Origin of the sequence: Pedobacter jejuensis, from assembly GCF_003725795.1 — a bacterium.
Taxonomy (GTDB): domain Bacteria; phylum Bacteroidota; class Bacteroidia; order Sphingobacteriales; family Sphingobacteriaceae; genus Pedobacter; species Pedobacter jejuensis.
Genome location: NZ_RBEE01000012.1, coordinates 386,618 through 413,577, shown reverse-complemented (window position 1 = coordinate 413,577; position 26,960 = coordinate 386,618). Strand labels below are relative to the sequence as shown.

26 protein-coding genes are annotated in these 26,960 nt (G+C 34.7%); 19 read left to right on the top strand and 7 right to left on the bottom strand.

What is annotated here, in order from left to right:
* Positions 1-169 precede the first annotated feature (169 nt).
* From D7004_RS09425 to D7004_RS09410, 4 genes are all read right to left on the bottom strand, one after another.
* Complete coding sequence (locus D7004_RS09425) at positions 170-1,282, bottom strand: M20 family metallo-hydrolase (protein ID WP_123205611.1); 1,113 nt, start codon at positions 1,280-1,282, stop codon at positions 170-172.
* The gene (locus D7004_RS09420) at positions 1,272-1,889 is read right to left on the bottom strand and encodes an N-acetyltransferase (RefSeq protein WP_167459456.1); all 618 of its coding nucleotides are present in this window, start codon (positions 1,887-1,889) and stop codon (positions 1,272-1,274) included. The genes D7004_RS09425 and D7004_RS09420 overlap by 11 nt, the downstream gene beginning before the upstream one ends.
* Positions 1,890-2,076: 187 nt before the next feature.
* A complete protein-coding gene (locus tag D7004_RS09415; protein WP_123205636.1) occupies positions 2,077-3,657 on the bottom strand; it encodes a M1 family metallopeptidase in 1,581 nt (526 codons plus the stop codon).
* A gap of 67 nt (positions 3,658-3,724) precedes the next feature.
* On the bottom strand, positions 3,725-5,062 hold the full coding sequence (locus tag D7004_RS09410; protein ID WP_123205610.1) for a sigma-54-dependent transcriptional regulator: 1,338 nt from the start codon (positions 5,060-5,062) through the stop codon (positions 3,725-3,727).
* A gap of 230 nt (positions 5,063-5,292) precedes the next feature.
* On the opposite strand from D7004_RS09410, the gene D7004_RS09405 reads away from it, so the two are divergent.
* The 10 genes from D7004_RS09405 to D7004_RS09360 all read left to right on the top strand — a co-directional run bounded on the left by D7004_RS09405 (position 5,293) and on the right by D7004_RS09360 (position 15,018).
* The gene (locus D7004_RS09405; protein WP_123205635.1) at positions 5,293-7,788 is read left to right on the top strand and encodes a PIG-L family deacetylase; all 2,496 of its coding nucleotides are present in this window, start codon (positions 5,293-5,295) and stop codon (positions 7,786-7,788) included.
* Between the two features lie 100 nt (positions 7,789-7,888).
* Positions 7,889-9,577 (top strand): sodium:solute symporter, encoded by a 1,689-nt coding sequence (locus tag D7004_RS09400; RefSeq protein ID WP_123205609.1) that lies wholly within the window; start codon positions 7,889-7,891, stop codon positions 9,575-9,577.
* 41 nt (positions 9,578-9,618) lie between these two features.
* Positions 9,619-10,137 carry a DUF2911 domain-containing protein gene (locus tag D7004_RS09395; RefSeq protein WP_123205608.1) on the top strand — a complete coding sequence of 173 codons (519 nt, stop codon included), beginning with the start codon at positions 9,619-9,621 and terminating at the stop codon, positions 10,135-10,137.
* A 498-nt stretch (positions 10,138-10,635) separates the two neighbouring features.
* Positions 10,636-10,827: a hypothetical protein gene (locus D7004_RS09390; protein ID WP_123205607.1), complete on the top strand. Its 192-nt coding sequence runs from the start codon at positions 10,636-10,638 to the stop codon at positions 10,825-10,827.
* Positions 10,828-11,605: 778 nt separating this feature from the next.
* Positions 11,606-12,004, top strand: coding sequence for a hypothetical protein (locus tag D7004_RS09385; RefSeq protein WP_123205606.1), 399 nt, complete (start codon positions 11,606-11,608; stop codon positions 12,002-12,004).
* Positions 11,977-12,285 (top strand): OmpA family protein, encoded by a 309-nt coding sequence (locus tag D7004_RS09380; protein WP_341867669.1) that lies wholly within the window; start codon positions 11,977-11,979, stop codon positions 12,283-12,285. Before D7004_RS09385 ends, D7004_RS09380 begins: the two co-directional genes overlap by 28 nt.
* Positions 12,286-12,511: 226 nt before the next feature.
* Positions 12,512-12,973 carry an NUDIX domain-containing protein gene (locus D7004_RS09375; protein WP_123205605.1) on the top strand — a complete coding sequence of 154 codons (462 nt, stop codon included), beginning with the start codon at positions 12,512-12,514 and terminating at the stop codon, positions 12,971-12,973.
* A 54-nt stretch (positions 12,974-13,027) separates the two neighbouring features.
* Complete coding sequence (locus D7004_RS09370; RefSeq protein WP_123205604.1) at positions 13,028-13,882, top strand: NAD(P)-dependent oxidoreductase; 855 nt, start codon at positions 13,028-13,030, stop codon at positions 13,880-13,882.
* Between the two features lie 55 nt (positions 13,883-13,937).
* Positions 13,938-14,339: a GlcG/HbpS family heme-binding protein gene (locus D7004_RS09365; protein WP_123205603.1), complete on the top strand. Its 402-nt coding sequence runs from the start codon at positions 13,938-13,940 to the stop codon at positions 14,337-14,339.
* A gap of 154 nt (positions 14,340-14,493) precedes the next feature.
* Positions 14,494-15,018, top strand: coding sequence for a DUF7004 family protein (locus D7004_RS09360; RefSeq protein WP_123205602.1), 525 nt, complete (start codon positions 14,494-14,496; stop codon positions 15,016-15,018).
* Here the strand turns inward: D7004_RS09360 and D7004_RS09355 are convergent.
* The gene (locus D7004_RS09355; RefSeq protein ID WP_123205601.1) at positions 15,015-15,941 is read right to left on the bottom strand and encodes a DNA adenine methylase; all 927 of its coding nucleotides are present in this window, start codon (positions 15,939-15,941) and stop codon (positions 15,015-15,017) included. The genes D7004_RS09360 and D7004_RS09355 overlap by 4 nt on opposite strands.
* Positions 15,942-16,212: 271 nt before the next feature.
* Here D7004_RS09355 and D7004_RS09350 point away from each other — a divergent pair, with 271 nt between their 5' ends.
* Complete coding sequence (locus D7004_RS09350; RefSeq protein ID WP_123205600.1) at positions 16,213-16,536, top strand: hypothetical protein; 324 nt, start codon at positions 16,213-16,215, stop codon at positions 16,534-16,536.
* A 6-nt stretch (positions 16,537-16,542) separates the two neighbouring features.
* Here D7004_RS09350 and D7004_RS09345 read toward each other — a convergent pair whose 3' ends face one another.
* Positions 16,543-19,086 carry an ABC transporter permease gene (locus D7004_RS09345; protein WP_123205599.1) on the bottom strand — a complete coding sequence of 848 codons (2,544 nt, stop codon included), beginning with the start codon at positions 19,084-19,086 and terminating at the stop codon, positions 16,543-16,545.
* A complete protein-coding gene (locus D7004_RS09340; protein ID WP_123205598.1) occupies positions 19,079-19,768 on the bottom strand; it encodes an ABC transporter ATP-binding protein in 690 nt (229 codons plus the stop codon). Before D7004_RS09340 ends, D7004_RS09345 begins: the two co-directional genes overlap by 8 nt.
* Before the next feature lie 102 nt (positions 19,769-19,870).
* Between D7004_RS09340 and D7004_RS09335 the strand changes: the two genes are divergently transcribed.
* From D7004_RS09335 to D7004_RS09305, 8 genes are all read left to right on the top strand, one after another.
* Positions 19,871-20,551 (top strand): arylesterase, encoded by a 681-nt coding sequence (locus D7004_RS09335; RefSeq protein ID WP_123205597.1) that lies wholly within the window; start codon positions 19,871-19,873, stop codon positions 20,549-20,551.
* Positions 20,552-20,643: 92 nt separating this feature from the next.
* Positions 20,644-20,973, top strand: coding sequence for a DUF1475 family protein (locus D7004_RS09330; RefSeq protein WP_123205596.1), 330 nt, complete (start codon positions 20,644-20,646; stop codon positions 20,971-20,973).
* 86 nt (positions 20,974-21,059) lie between these two features.
* Positions 21,060-21,863 carry a DUF1295 domain-containing protein gene (locus D7004_RS09325; RefSeq protein ID WP_123205595.1) on the top strand — a complete coding sequence of 268 codons (804 nt, stop codon included), beginning with the start codon at positions 21,060-21,062 and terminating at the stop codon, positions 21,861-21,863.
* Between the two features lie 148 nt (positions 21,864-22,011).
* Positions 22,012-22,824 (top strand): SAM-dependent methyltransferase, encoded by an 813-nt coding sequence (locus D7004_RS09320; protein ID WP_208646814.1) that lies wholly within the window; start codon positions 22,012-22,014, stop codon positions 22,822-22,824.
* Between the two features lie 43 nt (positions 22,825-22,867).
* Positions 22,868-23,092, top strand: coding sequence for a hypothetical protein (locus tag D7004_RS20820; RefSeq protein ID WP_208646813.1), 225 nt, complete (start codon positions 22,868-22,870; stop codon positions 23,090-23,092).
* A 12-nt stretch (positions 23,093-23,104) separates the two neighbouring features.
* The gene (locus tag D7004_RS09315; protein ID WP_244214280.1) at positions 23,105-24,376 is read left to right on the top strand and encodes an NAD(P)/FAD-dependent oxidoreductase; all 1,272 of its coding nucleotides are present in this window, start codon (positions 23,105-23,107) and stop codon (positions 24,374-24,376) included.
* Positions 24,377-24,537: 161 nt separating this feature from the next.
* Positions 24,538-25,353: a DUF1365 domain-containing protein gene (locus D7004_RS09310; protein WP_123205594.1), complete on the top strand. Its 816-nt coding sequence runs from the start codon at positions 24,538-24,540 to the stop codon at positions 25,351-25,353.
* A gap of 12 nt (positions 25,354-25,365) precedes the next feature.
* A complete protein-coding gene (locus tag D7004_RS09305; RefSeq protein ID WP_123205593.1) occupies positions 25,366-26,604 on the top strand; it encodes an SAM-dependent methyltransferase in 1,239 nt (412 codons plus the stop codon).
* Positions 26,605-26,960 lie beyond the last annotated feature (356 nt).

Here is a 26,960-nt window from a genome sequence, read left to right as displayed (position 1 = left end):
ATTTATGAAATGCCTATTGCCAACTCTTGTGCCGTTGAGTATAGTTTTATGATAACCTATTGATTATTAGTTATTTATATTTAATTTTTGTTGAAATAGATGTTTTAGGCATAAAAAAACCCTTCCATTTTGGAAGGGTTTTTACTTTTTTGGAAAGGCATCATCAAATTTAAAATTCTTTGTTTAGATTCAATTGCTGTAGCAACCTGATGTATAATGTTATCCCCTCTTCTATTTCGTCAACAAGTATAAATTCATCAGCCGTGTGGGAGCGGGAAGAATTTCCTGGTCCGATTTTTACAGATGGCACATTTAGCCAGCCTTGATCGGAACTTGTTGGAGATGAATAGGTTTTCCTGCCAATACTCAATCCAGATGCTACAATCGGGTGATGAACATCAATATTCGATGGTCGCAATACATTATGCCGAACTTTAAACTGGCAATCTGTATGGTTTATAATCGTGTTCAGGATTTCTTTTTGAGTATAGTTATGGTCGAAGCGAATATCTACAATAAATGAACAATCTGATGGGATTATATTGTGTTGAATGCCTGCGTTTATTTGGGTAACACTCATTTTTACGGCTTGCGGTAAGTTATCTTCAATCGGGAAACGATAATTTATGAACCAGTTAATGTCTTTTATGGCTTTATAAATGGCATTATCGCCTTCATCCCTAGCTGCATGCCCGGCAACACCTTTTGCATGACAATCTAAAACCATCGATCCTTTTTCAGCTATGGCCATTTCCATACAGGTTGGTTCGCCAACAATTGCAAATGAAATTGGCTTTAAATGGTTTAAAATGCTTTTTATGCCTTTATCGCCAGAATTTTCTTCTTCAGCAGTAGCGGCTAAACAAAGGTTAAACGGTAAGTTTTCCTGTTCGTAAAAATAAAGGAAGGTTGATATTAAGGAAACCAAAGGTCCGCCAGCATCATTACTTCCCAAACCATAAATCTTGTCGTTTTCCATAATTGGTTCGAAAGGATTTCTGGTGTACTGGCCATTGGGCCTCACCGTATCATGATGTGAATTGAGTAATATTGTTGGCAGCGTTTCATCAAAATTTTTATTGTAGCACCAAATGTTGTTGTGCGTTCGAAACGTAAAAACATGATGTTCATTTAAAAAGGCCTCAATTAAATTTGCTGTTTCCAGCTCTTCTCCACTAAATGATGGCGTTGCAATCAGGTTTTTTAGCAGTTTGATGGCTTTAGTGTAAAGCTCGTTTAAATCGGGTGTTGTAACCACATTTTGCTCAGTACTAAAATTCATTTTGAACGGATTTAAATTGATTAAAATGATTGTTTTTTTCTGCAGAATAGTTTGGGAATTCTATAATATTTTCCGGGTCGAAAAGCATGGCTGTACAAAGGCAGTTTCGCTTCTTTTTCCTTTCTAAAATATCAAAGTTCACGCAACTTTCACATCCTTTCCAAAAACGCTCATCATGGGTAATTTCTGCAAAGGTTACTGGCAAAAATCCTAATTGTGCATTCATGTGCATAATAGCCGCACCAGATGTTATGCTGAAAATTTTTGCATTTGGATATAACCTGTGCGACAATTTGAAGATTTTTTGTTTGATGCTTTTGGCTACTCCAGAATTTCTAAATTTCGGAGAAACGATTAGACCCGAATTTGAAACAAATTTGCCATCTTCCCAGGTTTCGAAATAGGAAAAGCCAACCCACTCACCATGATTTGTTACAGCAATAACTGCTTTACCACAAACCATTTTTTCTATTATTGATTCGATACTTCTTTTAGCAATACCCGAACCTCGGGCAATAGCACTGTTTTCTGTTTCCGATTTTATTTCTTCGGCATAAATAGTATCCCGAAAGTTAGCAACACGTATAAATATTATCTGATTATCCATTTTTTTTAAATTTCATACGCTCGCTATATCAAATGCAGCACCTGAATATTTAAAAGCATAAAAAAATGAACTTTAACGGGTAAAATAATAGAAAAATATTTCTGTTGATTTTTGGCAAAAAAATAAACCCTTCCGTTTTGGAAGGGTTTATTTCATTTTAAAAAGGAATATTATTTGAACGATTAATTTAGAATTTTCCTTGTTGATTTAGCAACGCAAAATACTTATCTAAATTTACACCCAGTGATTTTTCCATAGAAGCCTTAAAATCTGCAGGGGATGGATGTTTATTTTTCCATTCGCTAAAGTAAGCCTGAAAAGCTTTATCAAACTTTTCTGAACCAGTTTCTGTTTCCAGGATATACAACCACAATGCTGTTTTTGCATACGAAATCAAACCATATTCTTCAGATGTTTTAAAGTCCGCTGCTGGTGTTTCTATAGCCGATTGCATAGGTACATTTGCCAATGCACCATAAATACTTGCAAGAAATTTATCAGTTGGCAAATCTTTTAAACTAGCCGGAATGGCATCGCCAAAAATAGAATTTGATTTATATTTTTCTGCTTCATATCTGAATTGATAAAAAGTATTAAAACCTTCATCTTGCCATGTGTGCATGCGCTCGTTACTGCCTAACATACTCATAAACCAATTGTGCCCAACTTCATGCGTAATTACACCATCTAAACTTTCTTTTTTCGCATCAGGACTAGTAATCAGTGTTATTGTTGGGTACTCCATACCACCGCTGGCGTTGTTTTTTGGTCCTTCAATTGCTTGTACCACAGGGTATTCGTATTCGCCAATCCATTTACTATATTTTTGAGTTGCATCTTTTATATAATCAATGCTGTTAACCCAAAGTGTATTTTTTTTATTGTGGTAATAGCTAAAAGCATCAACAACTTTACCCGATGCAAGCTTCACTGTATCGTATTGAATTACCAAATCTTTATCAGCAAACCAAGCAAAGTCAGGAACGTTGTTTATTGCATAAGTTAAAGTTTTGGTAGCCGATTTAGATTTTGGATTGTATAGCTCGGGTTTATCTGTTCTAACTGATGTATTTTTTGTTCCAATACGTTTATAATCTGCTAGTTCGGTTGCATTTTGCATTACGCCGGTTGCACCCACAACATAGTTTGATGGCAATGTTATATTAACCTTATAATTTGCGTATTCACTGTAAAATTCGCCCATGTCTAAATACGGAAATTCATGCCATCCATCTTTATCAAATACGGCAGGTTTTGGGTACCATTGGGTTACCATAAATTCTGTATCGGCGTAGCCCGAGCGAGAAAAATAACTAGGCAATTTTACGTTAAAATCAGTGCTTATATTGATGGAATCTCCAGGTTTTAAAGATTTTGGAAGCATTACTTTAACGATATCAATATACTGTGGGTTTGGGTGCGCTTCGGTTTTTGCAGCTTGTCCATCCACTTTAAAATTTAAACCATCAATGCTTCCATAAGTAATATTTTGAAGTTTTTCTTTACGTGAAGTATCATTTCTTATTTGCTGAAAAAGCGCTGTTGATTCGTTTTTATAAGCATTTGGCCAGATGTGAAACCAAATAAAATCAAGAGTTGTGGTAGAATTGTTTTTGTAGTTAATAGTTTCAAATCCTTTTAAAGATTTTTCCTTATCGTTCAAAGTAACATCAATATTGTAGTTTAAACTTTGCTGAAAATATGGTTGCTGTGCAAATAAAGTGAGCGTTAGAAATGAGGTAATGATGGTTAGAAAAAATTTATGCATGCTTTGATTTTTATGAAATGTAATAACCTGAATTAAAGACAAATGATTTGTTAGAAGGTTTAAAAGTTTAAATTTCTTTGATCTGGTATTCTTCAATCTTACGATAAAGTGTTGTTAATCCAATTCCTAATAATCGCGAAGTTTCCGTTTTGTTTCCTTTTGTATGAACGAGCACTTTTTGAATATGTTGCTTTTCTATTTGCTGCAAATTGTAATCATTTTCCAAAGGAGAAAATTCATAAAATTCGGGCGGTAAAGCCGATGTGTTTAGCGTTTCACCGTCTGATAAGATAACCAATCTTTCAATAATATTTTTCAACTCTCTAATGTTTCCCTTCCAGTTATGTCCTGATAGCAGCGCTATAATTTTATCATCAAACTTTAACGCTTTACGGTTTACTTTATCAGAAAATTCTTTTAGGTAATGTTCTGCTAAAGCCAAAATATCGCTTTTACGTTCTCGAAGAGGGGGTAATGTAATGCTAAAAACCGAAAGGCGGTAATATAAATCAGAGCGGAATTTTCCGGTAGATGCATCAGATTTTAAATCCTTATTGGTGGCTGCCAAAATTCGCACATTCACTTGTTGCGTTAATGTATCTCCAACCTTAATAAAACTTTGATTTTCTAAAACCCTTAACAATTTGGCCTGCAAATCAAGGTTCATTTCCCCAATTTCATCCAAAAATAAAGTGCCTCCATTTGCTTCTTCCAACAATCCTTTTTTATCTTTATTCGCTCCTGTAAAGGCACCGGCTTTATAACCAAATAGTTCGCTTTCTAATAACTCCGGACTAAAACCGCTACAATTTAAAGCAACAAACGGTTTCAATGCTCTTGGGCTTTCGTAATGAATTGATTGTGCGAAAACTTCTTTTCCGGTACCAGTTTCGCCTAAAAGTAGAACAGTAGTGTCAGTCTTGCTTACTCTCCTGGCTAATTCTACAGCCTCTTTTAAAGCTTTTGATGTGCCAATAATGGTGCTGAAGCTGTGTTTCCTCGTGATCTTATTTTCAAGTTCGAACACTCTTTGCTCCAGATTCGATTTCTCCATTGCCTTGTAAAGCAATGGTATAATTTTGTCGTTATCATCGCCTTTTACCAAATAATCAAAGGCTCCATTTTTTATGGCGGTAACACCATCAGCAATGGTTCCGTAGGCGGTAAGATTTATAATTTCTACAAATGGTTTAATCGCTTTTATATCCTTAACCAAGGCAACGCCATTATAATCAGGTAGCTTTACATCGCTGATAACCAAATTTACATCGTTAGTTTTTAAAAGCTTTAAGCCCTCTTTTCCGGTATTGGCTTGCAAAGTTTTAAACCCTTCCAATTCTATAATCCGCGATAGCAAACTGCAAATCTTCTTTTCATCATCAATGATGAGCACAATCCCATTCATAGGTTAAATTTATGAGGCAATATTAAGAAATTCAAACCGATATTGTTTTATGATTTTTATGTTGATAAGGTTTACGTTTACAAAATCTGCTTTTCAACTTTAAATACTCGGATAATGAAAATTCTAAAGATTATTTATATCAATTGGATTAAATTTCTGTACCATTTTTGTTTTCTGCACTTCAAAATAAAACCATTTTAGCATCTTTGAAATACAACAAAGCAAATTGTATGTTTAAAGTTATAACAGCCATCTTTATATTTGGTTTTTTTGCAGTTACAGGTTCAGCTCAGCAGGTTCGCCCGGCAAAATCGGCGGAAATTTATCGGGAGTTAAAAACGCTGAAGCAAATTCCTAAAGTCTTATATTTAGCCGCACATCCTGATGATGAAAATACGGGATTATTATCGTGGCTGATAAACGATCAAAATGTAGAGACAGCCTATTTATCGTTAACCAGAGGCGATGGGGGACAAAATTTATTGGGTACCGAGCAAGGTGCAGCATTGGGTTTAATCAGAACGCATGAACTTTTGGAAGCCAGGAAACTGGATGGCGCTCAGCAATTTTTTACGCGAGTTATCGACTTTGGTTTCTCTAAAAACACTAACGATACTTTTAAACAATGGGATGCAGATAGCATTACTGCGGATGTGGTTTGGGTGATACGAAAGTTTCGTCCTGATGTAATTATTTGTCGTTTTCCACCAACTGCAGCAGCAGGACACGGGCAGCACGCAGCATCGGCTGTTATTGCAGAAAAGGCATTTAAAGCTGCTGCCGATAAAAATATGTTTCCTAGCCAATTAAAGTATGTAAATGTTTGGCAGCCAAAGCGTTTGCTGTGGAACACGTTTCGCTTCGGTAGTGTAAATACCACATCCGAAAATCAATTTAAAGTTACTGTTGGCCAATACGATGCGCAACTTGGTATGGGATATGGTGAATTGGCAGGATTGAGTAGAAGTTTGCACAAAAGCCAGGGAGCAGGAACACAGTCTGTTGCAGGTATAAGGAACGAATATTTTACCCATGTTTTAGGAGAACAGGCGAAAACATCTCTTTTTGATGGAATAGCGCAAACGTGGATAGCTAAAGGCAATGCAGATATTGATCAGTCACTAGGTAGAATTATTGCTGAATTTAATTTTAACCAACCTGAATTAAGTTTAAAGGCTTTGCTTGCTCTGCGTAAAAAACTTTTGGCTTTAAAGGATGTAAATCTGAAAAAAGATAAGCTTGCCGCAGTCAACAACATCATATTAAATTGTTCTGGTTTTATGGGTGAGATGGTAACAAACCAGGCCGAAGCAGTAGCAGGAGATAGCTATAATTTTAATTTAAACTTGATTGCAAGGACTTTCAATCCTGTTATTTTAGAGGAAGTAAAATGGCTAAATCAATCAGAGAACTTTAACACCAAACTATCAGCAGATTCGCTGATTACGATAAATCATAAAATTCAAATTCCGGCAGATGCTGCATTAACAGAGCCGTATTGGATGGCAAAACCTGCAAAAAACGCAGCAACTTTTTCGGTTGATAATGATACCTTAATTGGTTTGCCTGAGACAGAATCTGCTTTAAATGTTGCACTTTCTTTAAAAATTGGTGACGATAATTTTCAGGTTAAATTACCTTTATCATTCAAAAAATTAGATCCTGTTCGTGGCGATGTTGTTGAAGCATTAAGGATTGTTCCGGCATTAGAATTAAAGTTTACCCAACCTGTTTACTTAATTAAAAATAATGAAGACTTGCATGTTAGTTTAAACTTTAAAGCCAATTCAGCTAAAAAGTTTGATAATGGAATGGTGAATATTTTTTATAACGGAACGCGTTTAGGTGGTGGCGAATTGAAGCAAATAAATGCAACAAATATTACAGTAGATTATACAATTCCAAAAGCTAAACTTGCTGAAATAAATTCAAACCGAATACAATTAGATGCAAGTTATGCTGTAGATGGTAAAACTTACAGCAAGAAGCAGGTACTTATTCAATACCCTCATTTACCATCTTTACAATATTTTGCTCCTGCGAGTGCAATTGTAATGAAAAGTGATTTTTTAGTTGATGCCAAAAAGGTTGGTTACGTACAAGGGGCCGGAGATTTTATCCCAGAATTTTTACGTGTAGCCGGTATTCAGGTTGATGTTTTAAAAGATGATGATTTCTACGGAAATTTTGATGATCCTACTAGTCAAAATAAACTTTCTCAATACGATGCGATCGTTTTGGGTGTTAGAGCAAATAATACAGAGAAAAAACTAGCCAGATGGATACCTTTTTTATGGGCTTATGCAAAAGCTGGTGGTAATTTGGTCATGCAATACAATACCAATCAGGATGTTGCAGTTGATAAGTTAGGTATGTATCCTTTCAATATTTCAAATAAGCGAGTAACTGAAGAAAATGCTGAGGTAAAAATCTTAAACCCAAATCATAAATTACTAACTTATCCAAACAAAATTACATTAGATGATTTTAAAGGTTGGGTACAGGAACGTGGCGCTTACTTTCCTGATAAATGGGATAAGGAATATGAGCCTTTATTTGAAATGAATGATACTGGTGAAGAGCCTTTGCAAGGTTCAACCCTTTATGCAAAATACGGTAAGGGCAATTTTATTTACACACCATTATCTTTTTTCAGGCAATTGCCAGCTGGAAATGTTGGTGCAGCAAAGGTGTTTTTTAATTTCATATCTGCTCAACCAAACTAATGAAAAACCAACTCAAAAACTGGAATACCTGGTACATATTATTGGCAATTGCATTAATATTCCAAATCCTATTCTACTATCTTTTTACTAAATTTTGGGCATGAGTAATATCGATTGGATAGTACTCCTTTTTACACTTTTTGCTGTAGTTGCTTACGGCGTATTTATTGGTCGCGGGCAAAAAAGCAACGAATCTTACTTAAAGGCAGATAACAAAATGCCATGGTATATTGTGCTTTTGGGCATAATGGCTACACAAGCAAGCGCCATAACATTTCTTTCTGCACCTGGGCAAGCCTATACCGATGGTATGCGTTTTGTGCAATATTATTTCGGTTTGCCTTTGGCAATGATTGTAATTTGCATCACTTTCATCCCGATTTTTCAGCGCTTAAATGTTTACACAGCTTACGAATATCTAGAAAATCGCTTTGATAGAAAAACCAGGGTCTTAACCTCTCTACTTTTTCTTTTTTCCAGGGGATTATCAACCGGAATAAGCATTTATGCGCCAAGCATAATTCTATCCAGCGTATTAAACTGGAATATTTATTTAACCAATGTTTTAACGGGTGGCATACTTTTAATATACACTTATGTTGGTGGTGCTAAGGCTATTGCACATACTCAAAAGCTCCAATTCTTAATTATTTTAGGTACAATGGCATTTGCAGGTTATTTGCTTGTACAAAATATGCCAAATGGTATCGGTTTTAAAGATGCACTTTACCTTGCCGGCAAATCTGGTAAGTTAAATGTAATTACCACTGATTTTGATTGGAAAGATAAATACAATATTTGGAGTGGTTTAATAGGTGGTTTTTTCCTGGCACTTTCTTATTTTGGTACCGATCAAAGTCAGGTTGGGAGATACATTACAGCTAAAGACAATACAAATGCAAAAATGGGCCTTTTGTTAAATGGTTTGGTTAAAATACCTATGCAATTTGCCATTCTTTTAATTGGTGCTTTATTGTTTGCTTTCTTTTCTTTAAAACCAGCTCCAATTTATTTCAATGAACGTTCTTATCAATATTTAAAAGATACAAAACCGGCACAGGCTGCGGCTTTTGAAAAGGAGCATCAGGTGTTGCAGCAGAAGTTTAATGCCGAGTCAAAAGCGATTATCGAGCTTAAAGAAAGCAAATCGGTTGCATTGAGCAATAAAATTGAAGATTTTAAAGAAACACAATCAGAAGTTAAAAACTTGCATGGTAGGGTAGAGGAGGCGATAAACAACTCAAATTATAATGCTGAAAAAACCGATACCAATTATATCTTTCTATATTTTGTTAAAAACACACTACCTGTCGGGATGATAGGATTACTCTTTGCTATAATATTTCTAGCCAGCTGGGGATCTATCTCTGCAGCATTAAATTCACTAGCGGCATGCTCATTAAAAGATATTCATCTGATATTTAAAAAAGAACTTCCTGATGATGAAACTGAATTAAAATATAGCAGGTTACATACATTGGCCTGGGGTATTTTTAGCATTGCTGTAGCCATGTTTGCTACCCAGATGGGCTCACTTATAGAAGCTGTAAATGTCTTAGGGTCGCTATTTTATGGCCCAATTTTAGGGATTTTCTTAGTAGCTTTTTATTATAAAAAAATCACCGGACCAAATGTATTTCTCGCGGCAATCTTATCAGAAATTGTGGTTATTGCCGTTTATAAGTTTGATATCGTATCCTTTCTGTGGCTCAACGTAATTGGTGCGGCTGCGGTAATACTTTTTTCAGCTATTGGCTTATTGTTTTATCGTGCTAAAGCACTAAATTAGTAAAGTTAAAAAACAACAAATCAGATTAATAATTTAATACTATGAAAACGATGATTAAATCGGTTACAATGCTTTTAACAGCAATAACCATTTCAGTAAGTGCATTTGCTCAAGAGGCAAAAAAACCAGCTAGTCCGGCGGCAACTGCTACAGGAAAAGTAAAAGATGCTACCATAACAATTGCATATAGTAGTCCATCTGTTAAAGGACGTAAAATTTGGGGTGGCTTGGAAGCTTATGATAAAGTTTGGCGTGCAGGTGCTAATGATGCTACAACTTTCGAGACAGATAAAAACATAATGGTTCAAGGTAAAGCATTACCTGCAGGGAAATATAGCTTTTTCTTAATTCCAAAAGAGAGCGGTACTTGGACAGCTATTTTTAATAAAGAACCTAAGCAGTGGGGTGCATATAAATATGAAGAAGCTAAAGATGCTTTACGTGTTGATGTAAAAGTTAAGCCTTTAAAAGCAACCCAAGAAACATTGGTTTACAAAGTAACAAAAAGCGGTTTTACCATGGATTGGGATAAGATTTCAGTTCCTGTCTCAATTAAATAACTTTTGATTCTCTTTTGAAAAGCTTGGATGAAAATCGAGGCTTTTTTTATGCGCTACGTTCCGCGTCTGTGCCTAAACCGAGAAGCTCATGTGCAGAAATTTTTGCCACAGAAACACAGATTATTCCAGAATTTATTGTAAAACAATTAATTTATTTCCGCCCGTTTCGATAGCAAACTTTCTGCTAATTTCTCAAATAATTTAATTCTCTAGCTTCTGAGCCTTCTGTGTTTCTGTGGCAAAACAAAAAACGCTTATGAAAATATTTTTTGCTACAGAAACATAGATTTTCACAGGATTCACTGCGAAAATACTTACTGTATATGTAGTTAAGGTTTGAAAATTTAGGTAGCAAATTTGCTAATATCTTCATAAACAGTCCTTAACTTTTAATATAAGTATCCGTGGGATGGTAATACAACAAATATTTTCAATTTGACTATTTTTTAACAAACCAATTTCATTTAAACATGTTTATAATCTAAAAATAACAAGATCATGGCTCCATTAGATTTAAACTTGCAACAAGACGCTACTCTAACCAACAAAAACAATCAAAATGCTGATGACAATCAGTTTTACGATTTACACCCAGAAGCCTATAAAGTAAAAGGACCATCACCAGAAAAAATGAAATCAGTATCAACTTCATTACGCTCTTATGGTCACGGCTTATATGGATTATTATAGTCCAAACCTCAATTAATTACTTTTTAAGTTTGTAAATAAATATAAACTTAATAGAATACTGGAAATCAGTTCTGTATTAGTGTAAACACTATAAGGAGCTGATTTTTTTTGAGTCAGTTTATTTGTTCATCATCATTCCCACCATTAAACTTTTATATTCAAAGTATAAAAGATTTAGATTCTGCTTATTAGAAGCGTTAACTATCTAAACCTAATCTAGTAATTCAAATTTTTTTTTCAGGAATCGATGGTAAAAATGGATCTTTTAATTTATTTAAAAAAAACCAAATGAAACTATATTTCGTATATAAAATTCTGGAAGACATTGTGCTAATTTAAACTACGTTAATGTAGTGGTTGATAATTTATCATACGTGTAGATGCAACGCTCTAAATTTTAAACTATTTCAGATAACTATCCGATTTTTTTCTTCACGCATTTTTGTTATTTTAGTTTAGTAGATATTTAAAGCCGCGTATAAATACCTTATTTTGAATATATAGGAAAATTTTCGTTAAAATTTGAAATAGTAATCCGTATATTTCATTTAGAATTTACCCTAATATCTGTGAAATATATTTACACTAAAAATCCATATTGTACATTTAAAAATAAACACTAAATTACATTTATGTATATTTAATTAGTAAATACAAAAAAATATATTATAATTATCTTTTGCATTTTGCACATGCAATAACATTAGTCTGATCGGCATAAATGAATATTCATTTCTCCGATATTAATAATTGAGATGATCCCAAATTAATTATTACAATGGTAATCATAAAGAATTACGCCAATCCTCGCCTAAGCTTTTTCTTAAAGTTTATCGCTATCATAACACTATTCTGTGTAAGTATATTTGGAACATCATCTTGTAAGTATTTTTCTAAAGAATATCCAAATCATGATAAGCATATTGATAGTATTATCACACAAGCGGAAAAGATAAAGGATTACCAACGAGCTTTTTCTTTTTTAGATTCTTCCTTTATGGTTTTAAAAAAGCCAGGCTTTAAAGATCAGTTTAAGGTGTTGTATTTTAAGCAGCGTAAATACCTACAATTAGCAATTGAAAAAAATAATCACCAAACCTTACTAAAGGCATCTAAATATGCAGATAGTATGATTTTGATAAAGCAAACATCAGACCGGATGCGGCCAAAGAATTAGACAATCTTGTTAAAATATTGAAAGAAAACCCAACCATTTGGATAGAACTTGGTTCGCATACAGATAGCCGTGGAAATGATGAATACAATCAGCAATTATCGCAAAGAAGAGCAAACTCTGCAGTTCAGTACATTATTGATTGTGGTATAGATAAAAACCGTATTTCTGCAATGGGCTATGGCGAAACTCAGTTACTTAACGGATGCTCGAATGGCGTGAAATGTAGCGCTGCAGACCATCAGTTAAATAGAAGAACCGAATTTAAGATAGTTAAACAATAAGGGGTTAAACTACATTAATACAAACAAAAACACGAATAAACCAAAAGGTCGCAGCTATATGCCGCGACCTTTTTTTTGGTTAGTTTTTTTTACCATCTTAGCCACCTAAGCATATTTGAACTTTACTAGTCTATTTTCTTAATTTTTAAACTAATTTTCCTGAGTTGATGAATCTACTTATTTAACCAACTTTGAAATCTAGGCATATTTAAACAAAATTGAATAAATGAAAATTAGCGCAGGTTTAATGCTGTTTCGAAATACGAGTAGCGGACTGGAATTCTTCCTTGTTCATCCCGGAGGACCATTTTTTGCTAAAAAAGATGAAGGATGGTGGACAATTCCCAAAGGTGAACTTTTAGAAAACGAAGAGCCTTTAGCCGCTGCCCTTAGAGAATTTGAAGAAGAAACCGGCTTTAAGCCTTCAGGAAAATTTATTGAACTAAACCCTATTATCCAAAAAGGTGGTAAAAAAGTACTGTGTTGGGCTGTAGCATTCGATGTAGATGCATCCAAATTTGTAAGCAACACCTTCGAAATTGAATGGCCACCTCGCTCGGGCAAGACGAAAACTTTTCCGGAAGTTGACAAAGCAAATTGGTTTTTTTATGATGAAGCCGCCAAACTTATTAATGAGCGACAAGTTGATTTTTTAAATCAAATTAAGACTATTGTTTCTAAGTCCTAACCAAATTATTACTCAACAAATTTAAAGTCTGCGCTTAATATTTGATATTTGTTTATGGAAGAAATACATATCGGTTGGATTGGCTTAGGCAATATGGGCATTCCAATGGCAGAGCAATTTGTTAAAGCAGGTTATCGGTTGTCCGTTTACAATAGAAGTCAAGATAAAGCCGAAGCGCTATCAAAATTAGGTGCTAAAACTTCGTCATCACCTAAAGAATTACTGAGCAGTACGGATATGGTAGTCATTATGGTTTCTGATGATGAAGCAATAAGCCAAATCTTCACTAACGAAAACGGTTTGCTAAGTGACAACACCACTGGTAAAATTATCATAAATATGAGTACGGTTTCACCGGGTGTAAGTATTGAAATGGCTCAATTGTGCAAAGAAAAGGGAAACTTTTATTTGGATGCACCGGTATCTGGTAGTGTAAAGCAAGCCGAAACAGGAACTTTGGTTATTATGGTGGGCGGCGAGGAGAAACCCTATCACTTGGCTAAGTCTATTTTAGAAAAACTTGGTAAGTTAGTGATGCATGTTGGCGCTATTGGCTCGGGTAATAATGCAAAACTTGCCATAAACTCCTTATTGGCATTGTATGCACAAGGTTTGGCAGAAACAATTCTTTTCGCAAAAGATAAAGGAATTGAAACAGCAGATTTATTAAATTTGATTAGCAATGCAGCAATTGGAAACGTATTTACCAAAATCAAAGGCGATGCTATTTTAAGCGATAATTACAAAGCTGCTTTTGCTCTAAAGCACATTGTTAAAGATTTAAAATTGGCCCAAGCAGAAGGATTGGCCACACCTTTAGCTCAAACTGCACTAAATACATTTGCGAATGCAGAAGAGCAATTTGGAGAGGAAGATATAATCTCAGTCGTAAAAGCTATAAAGCGATAATATCATTAAACATATAATTCAGTTACTTGTTGTATTTCAACTAATTGATAAAAATATGAACATTACCTTAGCACAGGCAGAATCTGTAATTACAGCTGCGAAACAAAAAGCTGCAGAAATTAATACTAAAATGAATATTGCCGTTGTTGATGCAGGAAGCAATCTTGTTGCTTTCGTACACATGGATGGTGGTTGGATTGGTTCTGTAGATATTTCTATTAAAAAAGCTAAAACAGCGGCTTGGTTTCAAATGGATACAAAAGCACTAACACCTTTGGTTGGTCCTGGGCAGCCATTATTTAACATTGAGCATTCTAATGGAGGCTTAATTACCTTTCCAGGTGGTGTAATATTGAAAGATGCATCTGGAGAAATTATTGGTGCAATTGGCGTTTCAGGAAGTACAGTTGATGATGACCATGTTGTTGCTGAAGCAGGAGCATCGGCAGTTAAATAGATTTAAATTGGGTGTATCATAAAAATGATTTGTTCTTCTGATTTAAGGATTACTAATCTTAGCTTAAACATAATAATTAGACTAAGGTTAGTTTTTTAAGAACTAAAATATTTTATGATGCAGCCTTTTTTCTAATTAAAAAATTGTAATTTTAATGGAACATCCCGCTTTTAATTCACTTAAAATGAATGGGATGCCTACGCTATTAAAAACTTTAAACAACCATGTCCTTATCGAATTTGATAAAGGAAATTTTGATGAATGGTGTATTTATGTAACTAAAAATGGTAACAAGCGTTATCCACCTTTAGATGTTGAATACTTTTATCGACTCCAAGAACTTTCCAAGATATATTCAGCTCAAAAAATTTATAACGATTTTTTAAAAATCTATTTGTTTGCTGATAAAACCATCATACCAAATGTTTTAAAACTTATTGATTTGCTATCAAATGAATATGGAGAACATGCCGAAGAGATGAACATCTGGTTTACGGTTATTTATGCTGGCATGGTAGCAGAAGAAAATAAAGAACATGCAGTTTTAAAGAAACGGATTAAACGATTGGGCATGCATCAACTTCTTGTTGAAAATGTATCGCCAGATTTTGCAGCTAATTTTTCGAAGGGAAAAAAATGGCGGGATTTGGATGTTATTATGAAAGCATTGGGGTTTTAAATTAAGGAAACTGGATAGTTCATAATTAAAACTTCATTTATTTCGCCTCTTTTTTGAGCGTTAGAATTTATCATTCGTCTGGCTTTTACCCTTACAATTGTGTTGGCTGGTTTGCTATAAAGTTCGTCGAAGAACAAATCACTAGGATTTAAATTTTTTGGATCAGAATTGCTTAAAAGCCATAAGTGCTTATTTTTGGTTAGGCGTTCCGTAAAATCCGCTAGATTTTTTTGCTGTTCATCATCAAAATTATCTTTCGAATATGCATTAAAAGATGATGTTTTGCTTATAGGTTTGTAAGGGGGGTCGAAATAGAAAAAACTATTTTTCGTAGAGTGATTCAAAGTTTCAGTGTAATCGCCGTTTAGAATGGTAACGTTTTTTAGCAATTTGCTAATTGCAAGTATGTTTTGAGGGTCGCATATTTTTGGTTTGATATATTTTCCAAACGGAACGTTAAAGCCATTTTTACTGTTTACTCTGTACAACCCATTAAAACATGTTCGATTTAAAAAAATAAAAAAAGCTGCATTATCGATTTCATTATGTTTTTTCAGGTTAAATTCTGCTCTTATATTTAAGAAGAAATCTTTTTTTTCTTGTTCCAATGTTAAGGAGTAATAGTTTCTTTCCTGCTCTTTAAGTGCTTCTATTAATTCTTCTGGTTTATCTTTTATAATTCTGTAAACATTTATTAAATCTGTATTAATATCGTTTATTATTGCTTTTTTGATATTAAATTTTTGAATGAACCAAAAGAAAACTGCACCACTACCTATAAATGGTTCAATGTAAGTTAGATCTTTAATTAAGGATATGTTTTGCGGTAAATGTTGCTCGATGGCGGGAATCAGTTGTGTTTTACCACCAGCCCATTTTAAAAATGGCTTAGCTAAATTGTTTGGTTCAGTGGTATTTTTCAACGGAAAGCCTTATATTATTTACTTTGCAAGTTATAAAATTAGCAACATTTTGATGGGAAAAAATGTTACTAATTATTAATATTACCCAATTAAAACCTTGCTACCATTTATTTTAAGTATTTTTGAAAATCATTGATCGGTCGGATCCTCTCGGCTAAAAAATTAAATCTGTTAAAGCAGTTAAACCTGCTTTATTTTTAGGTTTTCTTTAAATATCAGGATTAAAAAAAATATACCAACTACACAATGTGCTTGGTACAAAAATAAATATATGGAAAATCAAGAAATAGAATTTCAAGCAAAAATGTACGCATATGCAATAAATAGTGCTACAAAAGAATACGGTTTTAAAAAAGATGAAGGCTGGAAACTTAACTTGGCGAATGCAGCTGAAAAATTGGAAATAGAACAAAAATACTATCCAACAGTTTCTACTCAAATTGATTCTAAGTCATTACTACAATTATCAGAATTGGTAAAAACTGTATTAAATGAAACGCCAATTTTTGCAAAAGACCCTATACACACTTTTGGTGCACAGCATTCAGATTCTGAATTTATTGTTGCGTATAATCCAATCCGAGTACACCGCTAACTCTTATTAGTTTCCTTCATTTCTTAAAATTTGCAGCGGTGGTTTATTCAAAATACTTCTGCTGCTTAATATTCCCGTTATTACAATTAATAAAACTACACTGCTAAACAATAAAAATGTTGGTAGTAATGGTGGGATAAATGTAGCATCGAAACTAAATTTTGCTAAAGCCCAGCTGCCACTTATCGCCAAAATTAAGCCTGCAGCTGCGGCAAATAATCCTAAGAAAAAATATTCAATTGCATTTATCGCTAAAATTTGTTTTCTGCTTGCGCCCATAGTTCTTAGCAAAATGCTTTCTTTTATTCGTTGGTTTTTACTAGTAAGTACCGCTGATACCAATACAATCCATCCGGTAACCATACTAAAACCTGCCATAAATTGAATTACAAAGCTAATCTTACCCAACAATTCATCTAACAGTTTAAGTACTAAGCCCAAATCAATTACCGAAATGTTTGGAAATTTGCGAACCACTGAACCTTGAAAATTTGCTGATGTTTCGCTATTAGGCACTCTTGTCATTAACACATGAAACTGCGGTGCCTGTTCTAAAACGCCTGAAGGAAAAACTACTCGAAAGTTGGTTTGCATTCTGCTCCAGTTTACTTCTCTTAAACTACCTACAACTGTTGGCAAAAGCATGCCCTGAACGTTGAAAACAATTTTGTCATTGAGTTTGACTTTAATGCTTTTGGCGAAATTCTGATCAAGAGAAATGTAAACTACATCGTTAGCATTAACAACTTTTCCTATCCATTTTCCATCAACAATTTTTTCGGCTGCCGTTAAAGTATCCTGGTAAGTTGCACGGATTTCATTCCTAAATGCTCTTTTATTAGTGCTGTCAACACCTGCCTTTTTACCATTAATTTCTTCAATTCTCATCGTAATTACCGGTACCTGATTCATCAATGGCAATTTAAAAGATTTAGCCACATCGGTAACTGCTGCTTTCTGAGTGTTCTGAATATCGAATAAAACCATATTTGGCTGTGATGCGCCTGAAGATAAAGTTACCCTGTTAATTAGAATTCCCTGAACAAAATAAAGAGTACAAATAAATGCAGTTGATAAACCGATAGAAACCGTAAGCATTAAAGTTTGATTGTTTGGTCGGTATAAATTTGCAAATCCTTGTCGCCATAAATAGCTTAGCGATGCCGGCATTAACTTGCGCACCAGGAACATTAATATGCTAGAGAAGGCCATTAATAAAAGGAAGGCGATTAAAATCCCGACTGTAAAGGCAATGGTTTGCACCCAACCCTGCATTTGTAGGTAGGTAAAGCCAACTATAAAAACAACCATTAGCAAATAAACCACCCCTTTTAATAAATCTATTTTTTTAGATGTATTGGATTCGAAAGTTGCTCTGATAGCATTTAGTGGAGAGATTCTTCTAACCGACAAAAGTGAAGGTAATGCAAAAAGTACGGATATGACTAAACCAAGCAATAATCCCTGCCCAATTGCCGACCAAGAAACCTGCATCGTAATTTCTACAGGAAGAAAATCTTTTAAAACGATTGGTAGTAGAAATTGAATCAAAGTGCCTAAAATTGATCCAATAACCGCTGCAATTACCCCGATAAAGGCAACTTGAATAAGGTAAATTAAAAAAGCATCCCAAGATTTTAAACCCATGCAGCGAAGGGTTGCAATGGCTGATAACTTTTCCTGAATGTAAACGTGTATGGCGCTTCCAACACCTACACATCCTAATAACAATGCAATAAAACCTGTTAATGCTAAAAACCGATTCAAATCTCTGAAACTTCTTCCTGTTTGTTCTTTTCTTTCTGCTACGGTATCTAAATCCAAACCCTCTTTTTCTAACTTTGGCTGGAGCTGTTTTATAACCGCTTCGAGTTCGTTAGGATTGCTGAATTTGTAATAGTATTTGTAATTAATCCTGCTTCCGGTTTTTATTAAACCAGTTTTATCTAAATATTTTAAAGGGATATAAATGATTGGCGCTACACTAGATGAGATTCCGGTTTGTCCTGGTGCTTTATCCAAAACGCCTGCAATTTTAAAGGTTAAATCTCCAATTGAAATAGAATCGCCAGTTTTTGCGTTGAATTGCAGCATTAAAGTCTTATCAACCAAAGCATCTCTACCGTTAAAAAATGTTTTAGCCGCACTTGCCGGAGTAGTTTCGATGGAGCCATAAAAAGGGTAATTTCCTTCTAGAGCTTTCATTTGTACTAATCTGCTTCCACCACTTTTAATAAAATACACCATAGAACCAAAGGTGCTTTCAGATGCACGGTCGTTACCCATTGTTTTAAGCATTTGCTGTGTTTTTTTACTTACAGCTTTCCTGCTTTCTACAATTAAATCGGCACCTGTTAGTTCTTTAGCTTGTCTATCAATATCATTTTGAAGATTATCTTTAAAAGAATAAACGGCTACTAAAGCTGCAATTCCTAAAATTATCGATGAAATGAAAAGCAATAGCCGCGATCGATTTTTGCGACTATCTCTCCAAGCCATTTTAAATAACCATGAAACGGGAACGCTTTGTTTTGGAAGTTTATTAAGCATAACTAGGGTTTTCGTCGGCTATAATCAGTCCGCCTTTCATTTTAATTACTCTATTTGTTCTGGCTGCTAAATCAGGGTCGTGGGTTACAATAACTAGAGTAGTTCCCGCATCTTTATTTAAATCAAAAAGAAGCTTTATAATTTTTTCGCTCGTTTCAGCATCTAAATTTCCGGTAGGTTCATCAGCAAAAAGTAGCGCAGGTTTGTTTGAAAATGCTCGGGCTAAAGAAACCCTTTGCTGTTCGCCACCAGAAAGTTGAACAGGGTAATGGTGACCTCTATCCGCCAAACCAACTTTGTCTAACAGTTCTAAAGCATGCGATTTTATATTTTTCGCTCCGCGAAGTTCTAAAGGAACCATAACATTTTCCAATGCGGTTAAGGTAGGAAGCAGTTGAAAGTTTTGAAATATAAAGCCCACATATTGGTTACGAACTGCCGCTCTTTCATCTTCAGATAGTTTATCTAAAACAACGCCATTAAGCTCAACACTTCCTGTACTTGCTCTATCCAAACCTGCACAAAGGCCAAGTAAAGTAGTTTTTCCACTTCCCGAAGGCCCGGTTATGGCAACAGTAGAACCTGCATCTATCGAAAAGTTGACATTGTTTAAAACGGTAAGCTCACGACCAGCGCTTTGATAAATTTTACTTACATTTCGGATATTTAGTATGCTTTCCAATGGCTAAAGAATTTAAGTTTTGGGTTGAAACGCAAAAAACATAATGCGCCCTTTTCCGTTAAAGATAATGACTTTTGATTTTAAGAGATAGAATAAATAGATATGTTACGAAAACGCTTAATGGTATTAATTGTTTTGACAGGAATATTACAGGCCTGCTCCAATACCGATACTAAAAATAAAACTGAATTAACTGATTCTGCTAAAAATACTAAGGGAGATACTACCCAAACCATTAAAAACATTTTATTTTTTGGTACTAGCTTAACCGCTGGTTATGGTCTTGACCCAACTGAAGCATATCCGGCTTTAATTCAAAATAGAATTGATTCGTTAAAAATGGCATATAAGGTTATTAATGGTGGATTAAGTGGAGAAACCTCGGCTGGAGGAAAGGGTAGAATAGATTGGCTTTTGAAACAAAAAGTAGATGTATTTGTGTTGGAACTTGGCTCAAATGATGGTTTGCGTGGTGTTCCTGTAGCCGAAACGACTAAAAATTTGCAGTTCATCATAGATCGGGTAAAATCAAAATATCCTGATGCTAAATTAGTAATTGCAGGTATGCAAATGCCACCAAGCATGGGTAAAAGATATACTACCGATTTTAAAGATATGTTTCCTCAATTGGCTAAGAAAAATAACATGAGTTTAATACCTTTCTTGCTGGAAAATGTTGCTGGTGTAGCTAAACTTAATCAGGCCGATGGAATACACCCAACTGCAGAAGGTGATAAAATTTTATCGAATAATGTTTGGGTAGTTTTGAAACCATTGCTGTAAAATGTTGAGATAATTATTTTAAGAAAATCCTGATTAGACAAATATTCGTTTATTCTGTTAACTGTTAAAAGCGCACAAATAAAACGCTCGCTATGATAAATTTCCTTAAAATTATATTCTCTGCACTATTCATTTTTATGTGCTACAAAGTAATCTCCACTTCGTTAGAAAGCAATTTGTTTGAGCAATGGGATTTTTTGGGCAGTATACCATGGATGCGTGCTACCCTTTGGGATTTTTATGCTAACATTTTCATTATCACGCTGTGGATGTTTTATAAAGAAAAAAGCATTATTCTTAAAATCTCTATCACAATTTTGTTCGTATGTTTGGGTAGTATAGCTACTCTAGCCTATGTTTTAGTTCATTTATTTAAACTAAAAGATGGCGAAGGGATAAAAGAATTACTTAGCAAAAGGTAGGGTGTGAGATTTATGGTGTAAGGTACTTTGCTAAAGTTCAGTTATACGAGCATGGCTTTTGGCCTTAAACCTTTTACCTTAACTTTATGCCTTTTCAAATAGAACACTTACTTTTTATTGCTTTAGTTTCGCTAATTGCCTGTTGCACCATTATGTTTTTGGTATGGCTTTGGGCGAAGAAAATTAAAAATGCGGGAGTTGTAGATGTTTTTTGGGCGCTCAATTTCCCTGTAATCACACTAATTACTTATTTTTTATCTGAAGGATTTGAAACCCGTAAAATCTTAATCTGTTCGATTTTTTTGTTGGCAGAGTTGCGTTTGGGTTTACATTTATGGCAGCGGGTTATTGGTCATTTAGAGGAAGAAGAGGGTAGATACCAACAACTTCGTAAAGAATGGGGCGATAAAGTTGAGCGGAATTTCTTTTTCTTTTTTCAGTTTCAGGCCATTTCAAATGTTTTATTGACCATTCCAATTTTTATCATTACCGCAAATCCATCTACAAAAATTTCTATTTTGGAGTATGTAGGCTTAGCCATTTGGGCAATAGCATTTATCGGCGAAATGGTGGCCGACCAGCAATTGGCTGCCTTCAAGAAAGAACCGAAAAACAAAGGCAAAGTTTGCGATACAGGATTATGGTATTACAGTCGCCACCCGAACTATTTTTTCGAATGGCTCACATGGATGGCTTATTTCATCTTCGCATTGGCATCACCGTGGGGAATTTTAGCTATAATCAGTCCTTCAATAATTTTATATTTATTAACCAGAGTTACCGGTGTTCCGAATAATGAAGAACAAAATTTAAGGAGCAAACCCGAGGCTTATAAAAAATATCAACAAACAACCTCTTCCTTTTTTCTCTGGGGGAAAAAGGATGGATGATGTAAAATGGTTGATGGACCAAATCCATAAATCCTTTTCCATCGTAAATCAATTAAATTCCATTTTACATTCTCCATCTTCCATAATAAACCCATTTTCCATCTTACATAATTTTCCATCTTACATTAATATTAACCTTTTCCATACTATGTGGTACGATAAACTTTTAGAAAACGATAAACTTCCTGATTCTGCTTTGCGTTTGGGCATTAGAAAACTTTGCAAGCAGCGCTTAGATGATGAAACGCTTGGCGATGAAGAATTGCAGCAAGAGAAGTTTATGGATTTGGTGACCGAATTAAAGCAATCGCCAATTGCCGTAAATACTGCTGAAGCCAACGAACAACATTACGAATTGCCTACGCAGTTTTTTCAATATTGTTTGGGTAAAAATTTAAAATATAGTAGCGGTTACTGGAAACCCGGCGTTAAGGATATCGATACATCAGAAGATGATATGTTGGCTTTAACCTGCAAAAGAGCAGATTTGCAAAATGGGCAAAACGTATTAGAATTGGGCTGCGGATGGGGTTCGCTGTCTCTGTATATGGCGGCGAATTTCCCGAAGAGCACTTTTACTGTAGTTTCAAATTCTGCAACTCAGAAAATTTTTATCGATGAAACGGCAAATAAAAGAGGCATTCAAAACTTAACGGTTTTAACTGCCGATATGAATACGTTCACCATTGCTGATACTTTTGATAGAATTGTTTCTGTAGAGATGTTCGAGCACATGCGTAATTATAAATTCTTGCTCAACAAGGTTTCTGGGTTCTTAAAGCCAGATGGAAAGTTGTTCGTTCATATTTTTACACATAAAACGCTAGCTTATAAATTTGAGGTGATTGACGAAACCGACTGGATGAGTAAGTATTTTTTTACGGGTGGAATTATGCCTTCAAACCATCTGTTTTTTTACTTCAATGATGATTTAAAAATCGATAAGCACTGGGGTAGTTAATGGCACAAACTATGGTAAAACATCTGAGGCTTGGTTAAGCAACATGGATAAGCACAAGGCCGAAATTATGCCGATTTTAGCAAATACTTATGGTAAAGACCAAGCCGTAAAATGGTGGGTTTACTGGCGATTATTTTATATGAGTTGCGCAGAATTGTTTAATTACAATAAGGGAAATGAATGGATGGTTTGTCACTATTTGTTTAGCCCCACCCAAACCAACCAAAGTGGAGTGGCGCCAGGTAGCCATCAAATTGCTAAACATTAATAACGCGTTGATATGGAAGATATGAACGGGAGGCCGGGAGGTGCTAAACTCGCCATTATTGGCTCTGGAATAGCGGGGATGGGTTGTGCCCATAAACTGCAACATAAATACGATATTACTGTTTTCGAAGAGGCAGATTATGTTGGAGGTCATACCAATACCATAACACTCGAAGAAGACGGTAAACCCATTTACCTGGATTCTGGTTTCATGGTTTTTAATTATCAAACCTATCCAAACTTGTGCGAACTTTTTAAAGAAATTAATGCGCCTGTAATCAAAACGGACATGTCTTTTAGTGTTCAATTTTTGCCTAAAAAATTAGAATACAGCGGTTCGAGCTTAAATCACCTTTTTGCCCAGCGGAAGAATATTTTTAATATTTCTTATCTGAAAATGTTGATGCAAATCAATCGTTTCAACAAGCAAAGTGTCGAGATTTTAGATAAGCCTGAATATCAAAATCATTCCATTGGCCAATTTTTTAAAGAATTTGGTTATAGTGATGATATGCTTTGGCAATACCTGATTCCGATGAGTGCTGCGGTTTGGAGTGCACCAATGGAACAGATTGTGGATTTCCCTGCAGTAACATTAATTCGTTTTTTTAAGAATCATGGTTTTTTAGGCTTAGATACCCAACATCAATGGTACACATTGGAAAATGGGAGCCAGGCTTACCGTGAAAAACTGATAGCACCTTTTCGTAATAGAATTAAAATCAACAATAAAATAGTTTCGGTTAAGAGATTAGACAGCGGAAAGGTCGAAGTAGAAAATGCCAAAGGCGAGCGGTTTGAGTTTGATAAAGTAATTATGGCCAGTCACGCCGACCAAACCTATAAAATTGTAAAAGGTAAAACGGATCTAGAAACCGAGTTGCTTTCGAAATTTAAATATCAATTGAATAAAGCAGTTGTGCATACCGATGAGGCGCAAATGCCAAAGGCTAAGCTGGCTTGGAGCAGCTGGAATTATCGTGTAGAAAAACAGGGAGGAAAACTTTTGCCAAGTACCATTTATTGGATGAATAATTTACAAGGGGTTTCTAAAAAAGCAAATTATTTTGTTTCGATAAACCCAACGAAAAGCCTAAATCCTGATAAAATTATTAAAGAAATTGATTACCATCATCCCTTATTTGATGTTCCAGCTATGCAGGCCCAGGCAAGATTGCATGAATTAAATGAGAACGGTCCTGTGTATTATTGTGGCAGCTATTTTAAATATGGTTTTCATGAAGATGCATATAAAAGTGCGGTTGATTTGTGTAGGGGAATGTAATTAGCAATGAGTTTTACTTATAATTCATTATTTTAGAATTGTAATACATTGTTAACTAATCTCTAATATGAAAATTATCGGAAAAATTAATCACTTTGCCTAATTTCACTGCCGTCGTGCTTCAGCCGACGGACACTTGTTTAAAAATTGACTAAAGCTAAATGTCACATCTTACATCTACCATTTACACCGCCAAAGTAATGCATAATCGCATTGCGCCAAAAAAGCACTCTTTTTGGTATAACGTGTATATGTTTTACATCGATTTGGATGAAATAGATTTGCTTGTAAAAAATCTTCGTTGGTTTAGCCGTAATAGTTTCAACTTGTTTTCTTTTAGAGATGCTGAACACTTACAATTACCGAGAGAGAATCCGGATAAAAACAAAACCATTAGGCAACATTTAGAAACATATCTACAACAAAACGGTGTTGATGGGACAAATCTGAAAATTAAACTGCTTACCAATCTGAACGTTTTAGGCTATAATTTTAACCCTGTTTCTTTCTATTATTGTTTTGATGATGCCGGGAATCCGGTGTGTTGTGTTGCAGAAATTAGCAACACTTACCATGAAATGAAACTTTTTTTCTTCGGAAAGGATGAATTTGATGGCGAAACCTTTAAAAAAATTACAGTAAAATATTTTTATGTTTCACCATTTATCGACCATGATGATTCCTTCGATTTTAAATTGAAAATCCCATCAGAAAAACTCGATATTAAAATAGATGATATTGATAAAAAGGGAAATAAGTTTTTTTACACCACATTAATGGGAACTGAACAGCCACTTAACAATAGCAATTTATTGAAATGTTTCTTTTCAATTCCATTAATTCCGCTGCAAATTATGGGCATGATACACTGGCAGGCTTTGAGATTATGGCTAAAAAAACTATCTTTTCATCCAAAAGCAGAAAACCCTGAGCTGCAACGTAACGTATATAAACCTTACAAACCACAAACAAAATAGATTTTAAAGATTATGAATTCGCTTGTCGCCTCCAAAACATCAACAGGTTTTTTCGAAAAAGTGGTGCTTAACGCATTATCTAAAATGACTTTGGGCAAATTAGAACTTTCCTTGCCTAATGGAGAAACTTTGACATTTGGAAACGGCGAAGACAAAATTTCAGCAAATATTCAGGTTAACCATCCAGATTTTTTTAAATCTATTGCTCTGTATGGTGATATTGGCTTTGGCGAGGGTTATACTTCTGGCTTATGGGATACCTCGAACATCACCAATGTAATTAAATGGGTTATTTTAAATATCGAAAACGCACCATCCATCACCGGGAGTAAAGTAAAATCGGCAGCTTTAAATTTATTTAAGATTGTAAATAAGCTCACACATGTAAGGAGAGCAAATACGCTTGCAGGTTCTCAAAAAAATATTTCAGAACATTACGATTTAAACAACGATTTCTTCGCTACTTTTTTAGATAAAACCATGACTTACTCAAGCGGTTATTTTCTAAACGAAAATTTGACTTTGGAGGAATCGCAATATGCTAAATACGATAGGCTGGCCAAACAATTAAAAATTAAACCAACCGACCATGTGTTGGAAATTGGTAGCGGTTGGGGTGGAAATGCTATTTTTCTAGCTAAAAACTATGGTTGTAAAGTAACATCGGTAACCATCTCGAAAGAGCAACAAAAACTTGGGATAGAGCGTGTAAAAGAAGAAGGTTTGGAAGATAAAGTGTCTATCATTATTCAGGATTACCGCAACATTGAAGGTGTTTTTGATAAAATTGTTTCCATTGAAATGCTGGAGGCTGTTGGTCATCAATATTTAGAAACGTATTTCGCAAAGTGCCAATCCTTATTAAAACCTGATGGAATTTTTGCTTTTCAGGTGATAACATCGCCTGATTGCCGTTACGATAAATTAAGAAATGGTGTTGATTGGATTCAGAAACATATCTTTCCCGGCTCCTTGTTACCATCAGTTGCTGCCATAAATAAAGCCATTAACAATACTGGCGATTTAACCATGGTAGATTTGAAAGATATGGGTTTAGATTATGCTAAAACTCTTCACCTTTGGTTTATAGAATTTAACAAACACCTCGATAAAGTAAAAGCCTTGGGCTTTGATGAAACCTTCATTCGCAAATGGAATTACTATTTAAATTACTGTGAAGCAGCTTTTGCTATGCGCAATATTAATGTGATGCAATTGGTTTACTCACGCCCTAACAATACAGGCAGGTAAGATAAGATGTAAGATGGTTTTTGATGTAAGATGGTTTGTGATGTAAGATGGTAGATGGAAAATGGGCGAGATGTTAAAAAGAGTGAGCATCATTATCTCTTTTGTAAGATGGTTGTGATGTAAGATGGTAGATGGAAAATGGTTGATGGCCGAGATGTGTTAAAATAGAATAACATTATTAATTTTCGTATCCCATCTTTCCATTATCAATCATCCGTCTTCCATCATCACTTATTTCCCTCACCCATCATCCATTTTACAAATCTCCATCTTCCATTATAACATATTTCCCTCATCCATTTTCCATTTTACATATCTGCATCTTTTTTTACCGATAAAAGTCGCACCTTTGCCGA

Coding starts and splice junctions, on each gene's coding strand:
- D7004_RS09385 (WP_123205606.1), top strand. CDS start 11,606: ATGGTAATCATAAAGAATTACGCCAATCCTCGCCTAAGCTTTTTCTTA.
- D7004_RS09310 (WP_123205594.1), top strand. CDS start 24,538: ATGTCACATCTTACATCTACCATTTACACCGCCAAAGTAATGCATAAT.
- D7004_RS09410 (WP_123205610.1), bottom strand. CDS start 5,062: ATGAATGGGATTGTGCTCATCATTGATGATGAAAAGAAGATTTGCAGT.
- D7004_RS09420 (WP_167459456.1), bottom strand. CDS start 1,889: ATGGATAATCAGATAATATTTATACGTGTTGCTAACTTTCGGGATACT.
- D7004_RS09395 (WP_123205608.1), top strand. CDS start 9,619: ATGAAAACGATGATTAAATCGGTTACAATGCTTTTAACAGCAATAACC.
- D7004_RS09325 (WP_123205595.1), top strand. CDS start 21,060: ATGCCTTTTCAAATAGAACACTTACTTTTTATTGCTTTAGTTTCGCTA.
- D7004_RS09350 (WP_123205600.1), top strand. CDS start 16,213: ATGGAAAATCAAGAAATAGAATTTCAAGCAAAAATGTACGCATATGCA.
- D7004_RS09390 (WP_123205607.1), top strand. CDS start 10,636: ATGGCTCCATTAGATTTAAACTTGCAACAAGACGCTACTCTAACCAAC.
- D7004_RS09375 (WP_123205605.1), top strand. CDS start 12,512: ATGAAAATTAGCGCAGGTTTAATGCTGTTTCGAAATACGAGTAGCGGA.
- D7004_RS09315 (WP_244214280.1), top strand. CDS start 23,105: ATGGAAGATATGAACGGGAGGCCGGGAGGTGCTAAACTCGCCATTATT.
- D7004_RS09360 (WP_123205602.1), top strand. CDS start 14,494: ATGGAACATCCCGCTTTTAATTCACTTAAAATGAATGGGATGCCTACG.
- D7004_RS09335 (WP_123205597.1), top strand. CDS start 19,871: ATGTTACGAAAACGCTTAATGGTATTAATTGTTTTGACAGGAATATTA.
- D7004_RS09425 (WP_123205611.1), bottom strand. CDS start 1,282: ATGAATTTTAGTACTGAGCAAAATGTGGTTACAACACCCGATTTAAAC.
- D7004_RS09345 (WP_123205599.1), bottom strand. CDS start 19,086: ATGCTTAATAAACTTCCAAAACAAAGCGTTCCCGTTTCATGGTTATTT.
- D7004_RS09400 (WP_123205609.1), top strand. CDS start 7,889: ATGAGTAATATCGATTGGATAGTACTCCTTTTTACACTTTTTGCTGTA.
- D7004_RS09405 (WP_123205635.1), top strand. CDS start 5,293: ATGTTTAAAGTTATAACAGCCATCTTTATATTTGGTTTTTTTGCAGTT.
- D7004_RS09365 (WP_123205603.1), top strand. CDS start 13,938: ATGAACATTACCTTAGCACAGGCAGAATCTGTAATTACAGCTGCGAAA.
- D7004_RS09305 (WP_123205593.1), top strand. CDS start 25,366: ATGAATTCGCTTGTCGCCTCCAAAACATCAACAGGTTTTTTCGAAAAA.
- D7004_RS09415 (WP_123205636.1), bottom strand. CDS start 3,657: ATGCATAAATTTTTTCTAACCATCATTACCTCATTTCTAACGCTCACT.
- D7004_RS09320 (WP_208646814.1), top strand. CDS start 22,012: ATGTGGTACGATAAACTTTTAGAAAACGATAAACTTCCTGATTCTGCT.
- D7004_RS20820 (WP_208646813.1), top strand. CDS start 22,868: ATGGATAAGCACAAGGCCGAAATTATGCCGATTTTAGCAAATACTTAT.
- D7004_RS09370 (WP_123205604.1), top strand. CDS start 13,028: ATGGAAGAAATACATATCGGTTGGATTGGCTTAGGCAATATGGGCATT.
- D7004_RS09330 (WP_123205596.1), top strand. CDS start 20,644: ATGATAAATTTCCTTAAAATTATATTCTCTGCACTATTCATTTTTATG.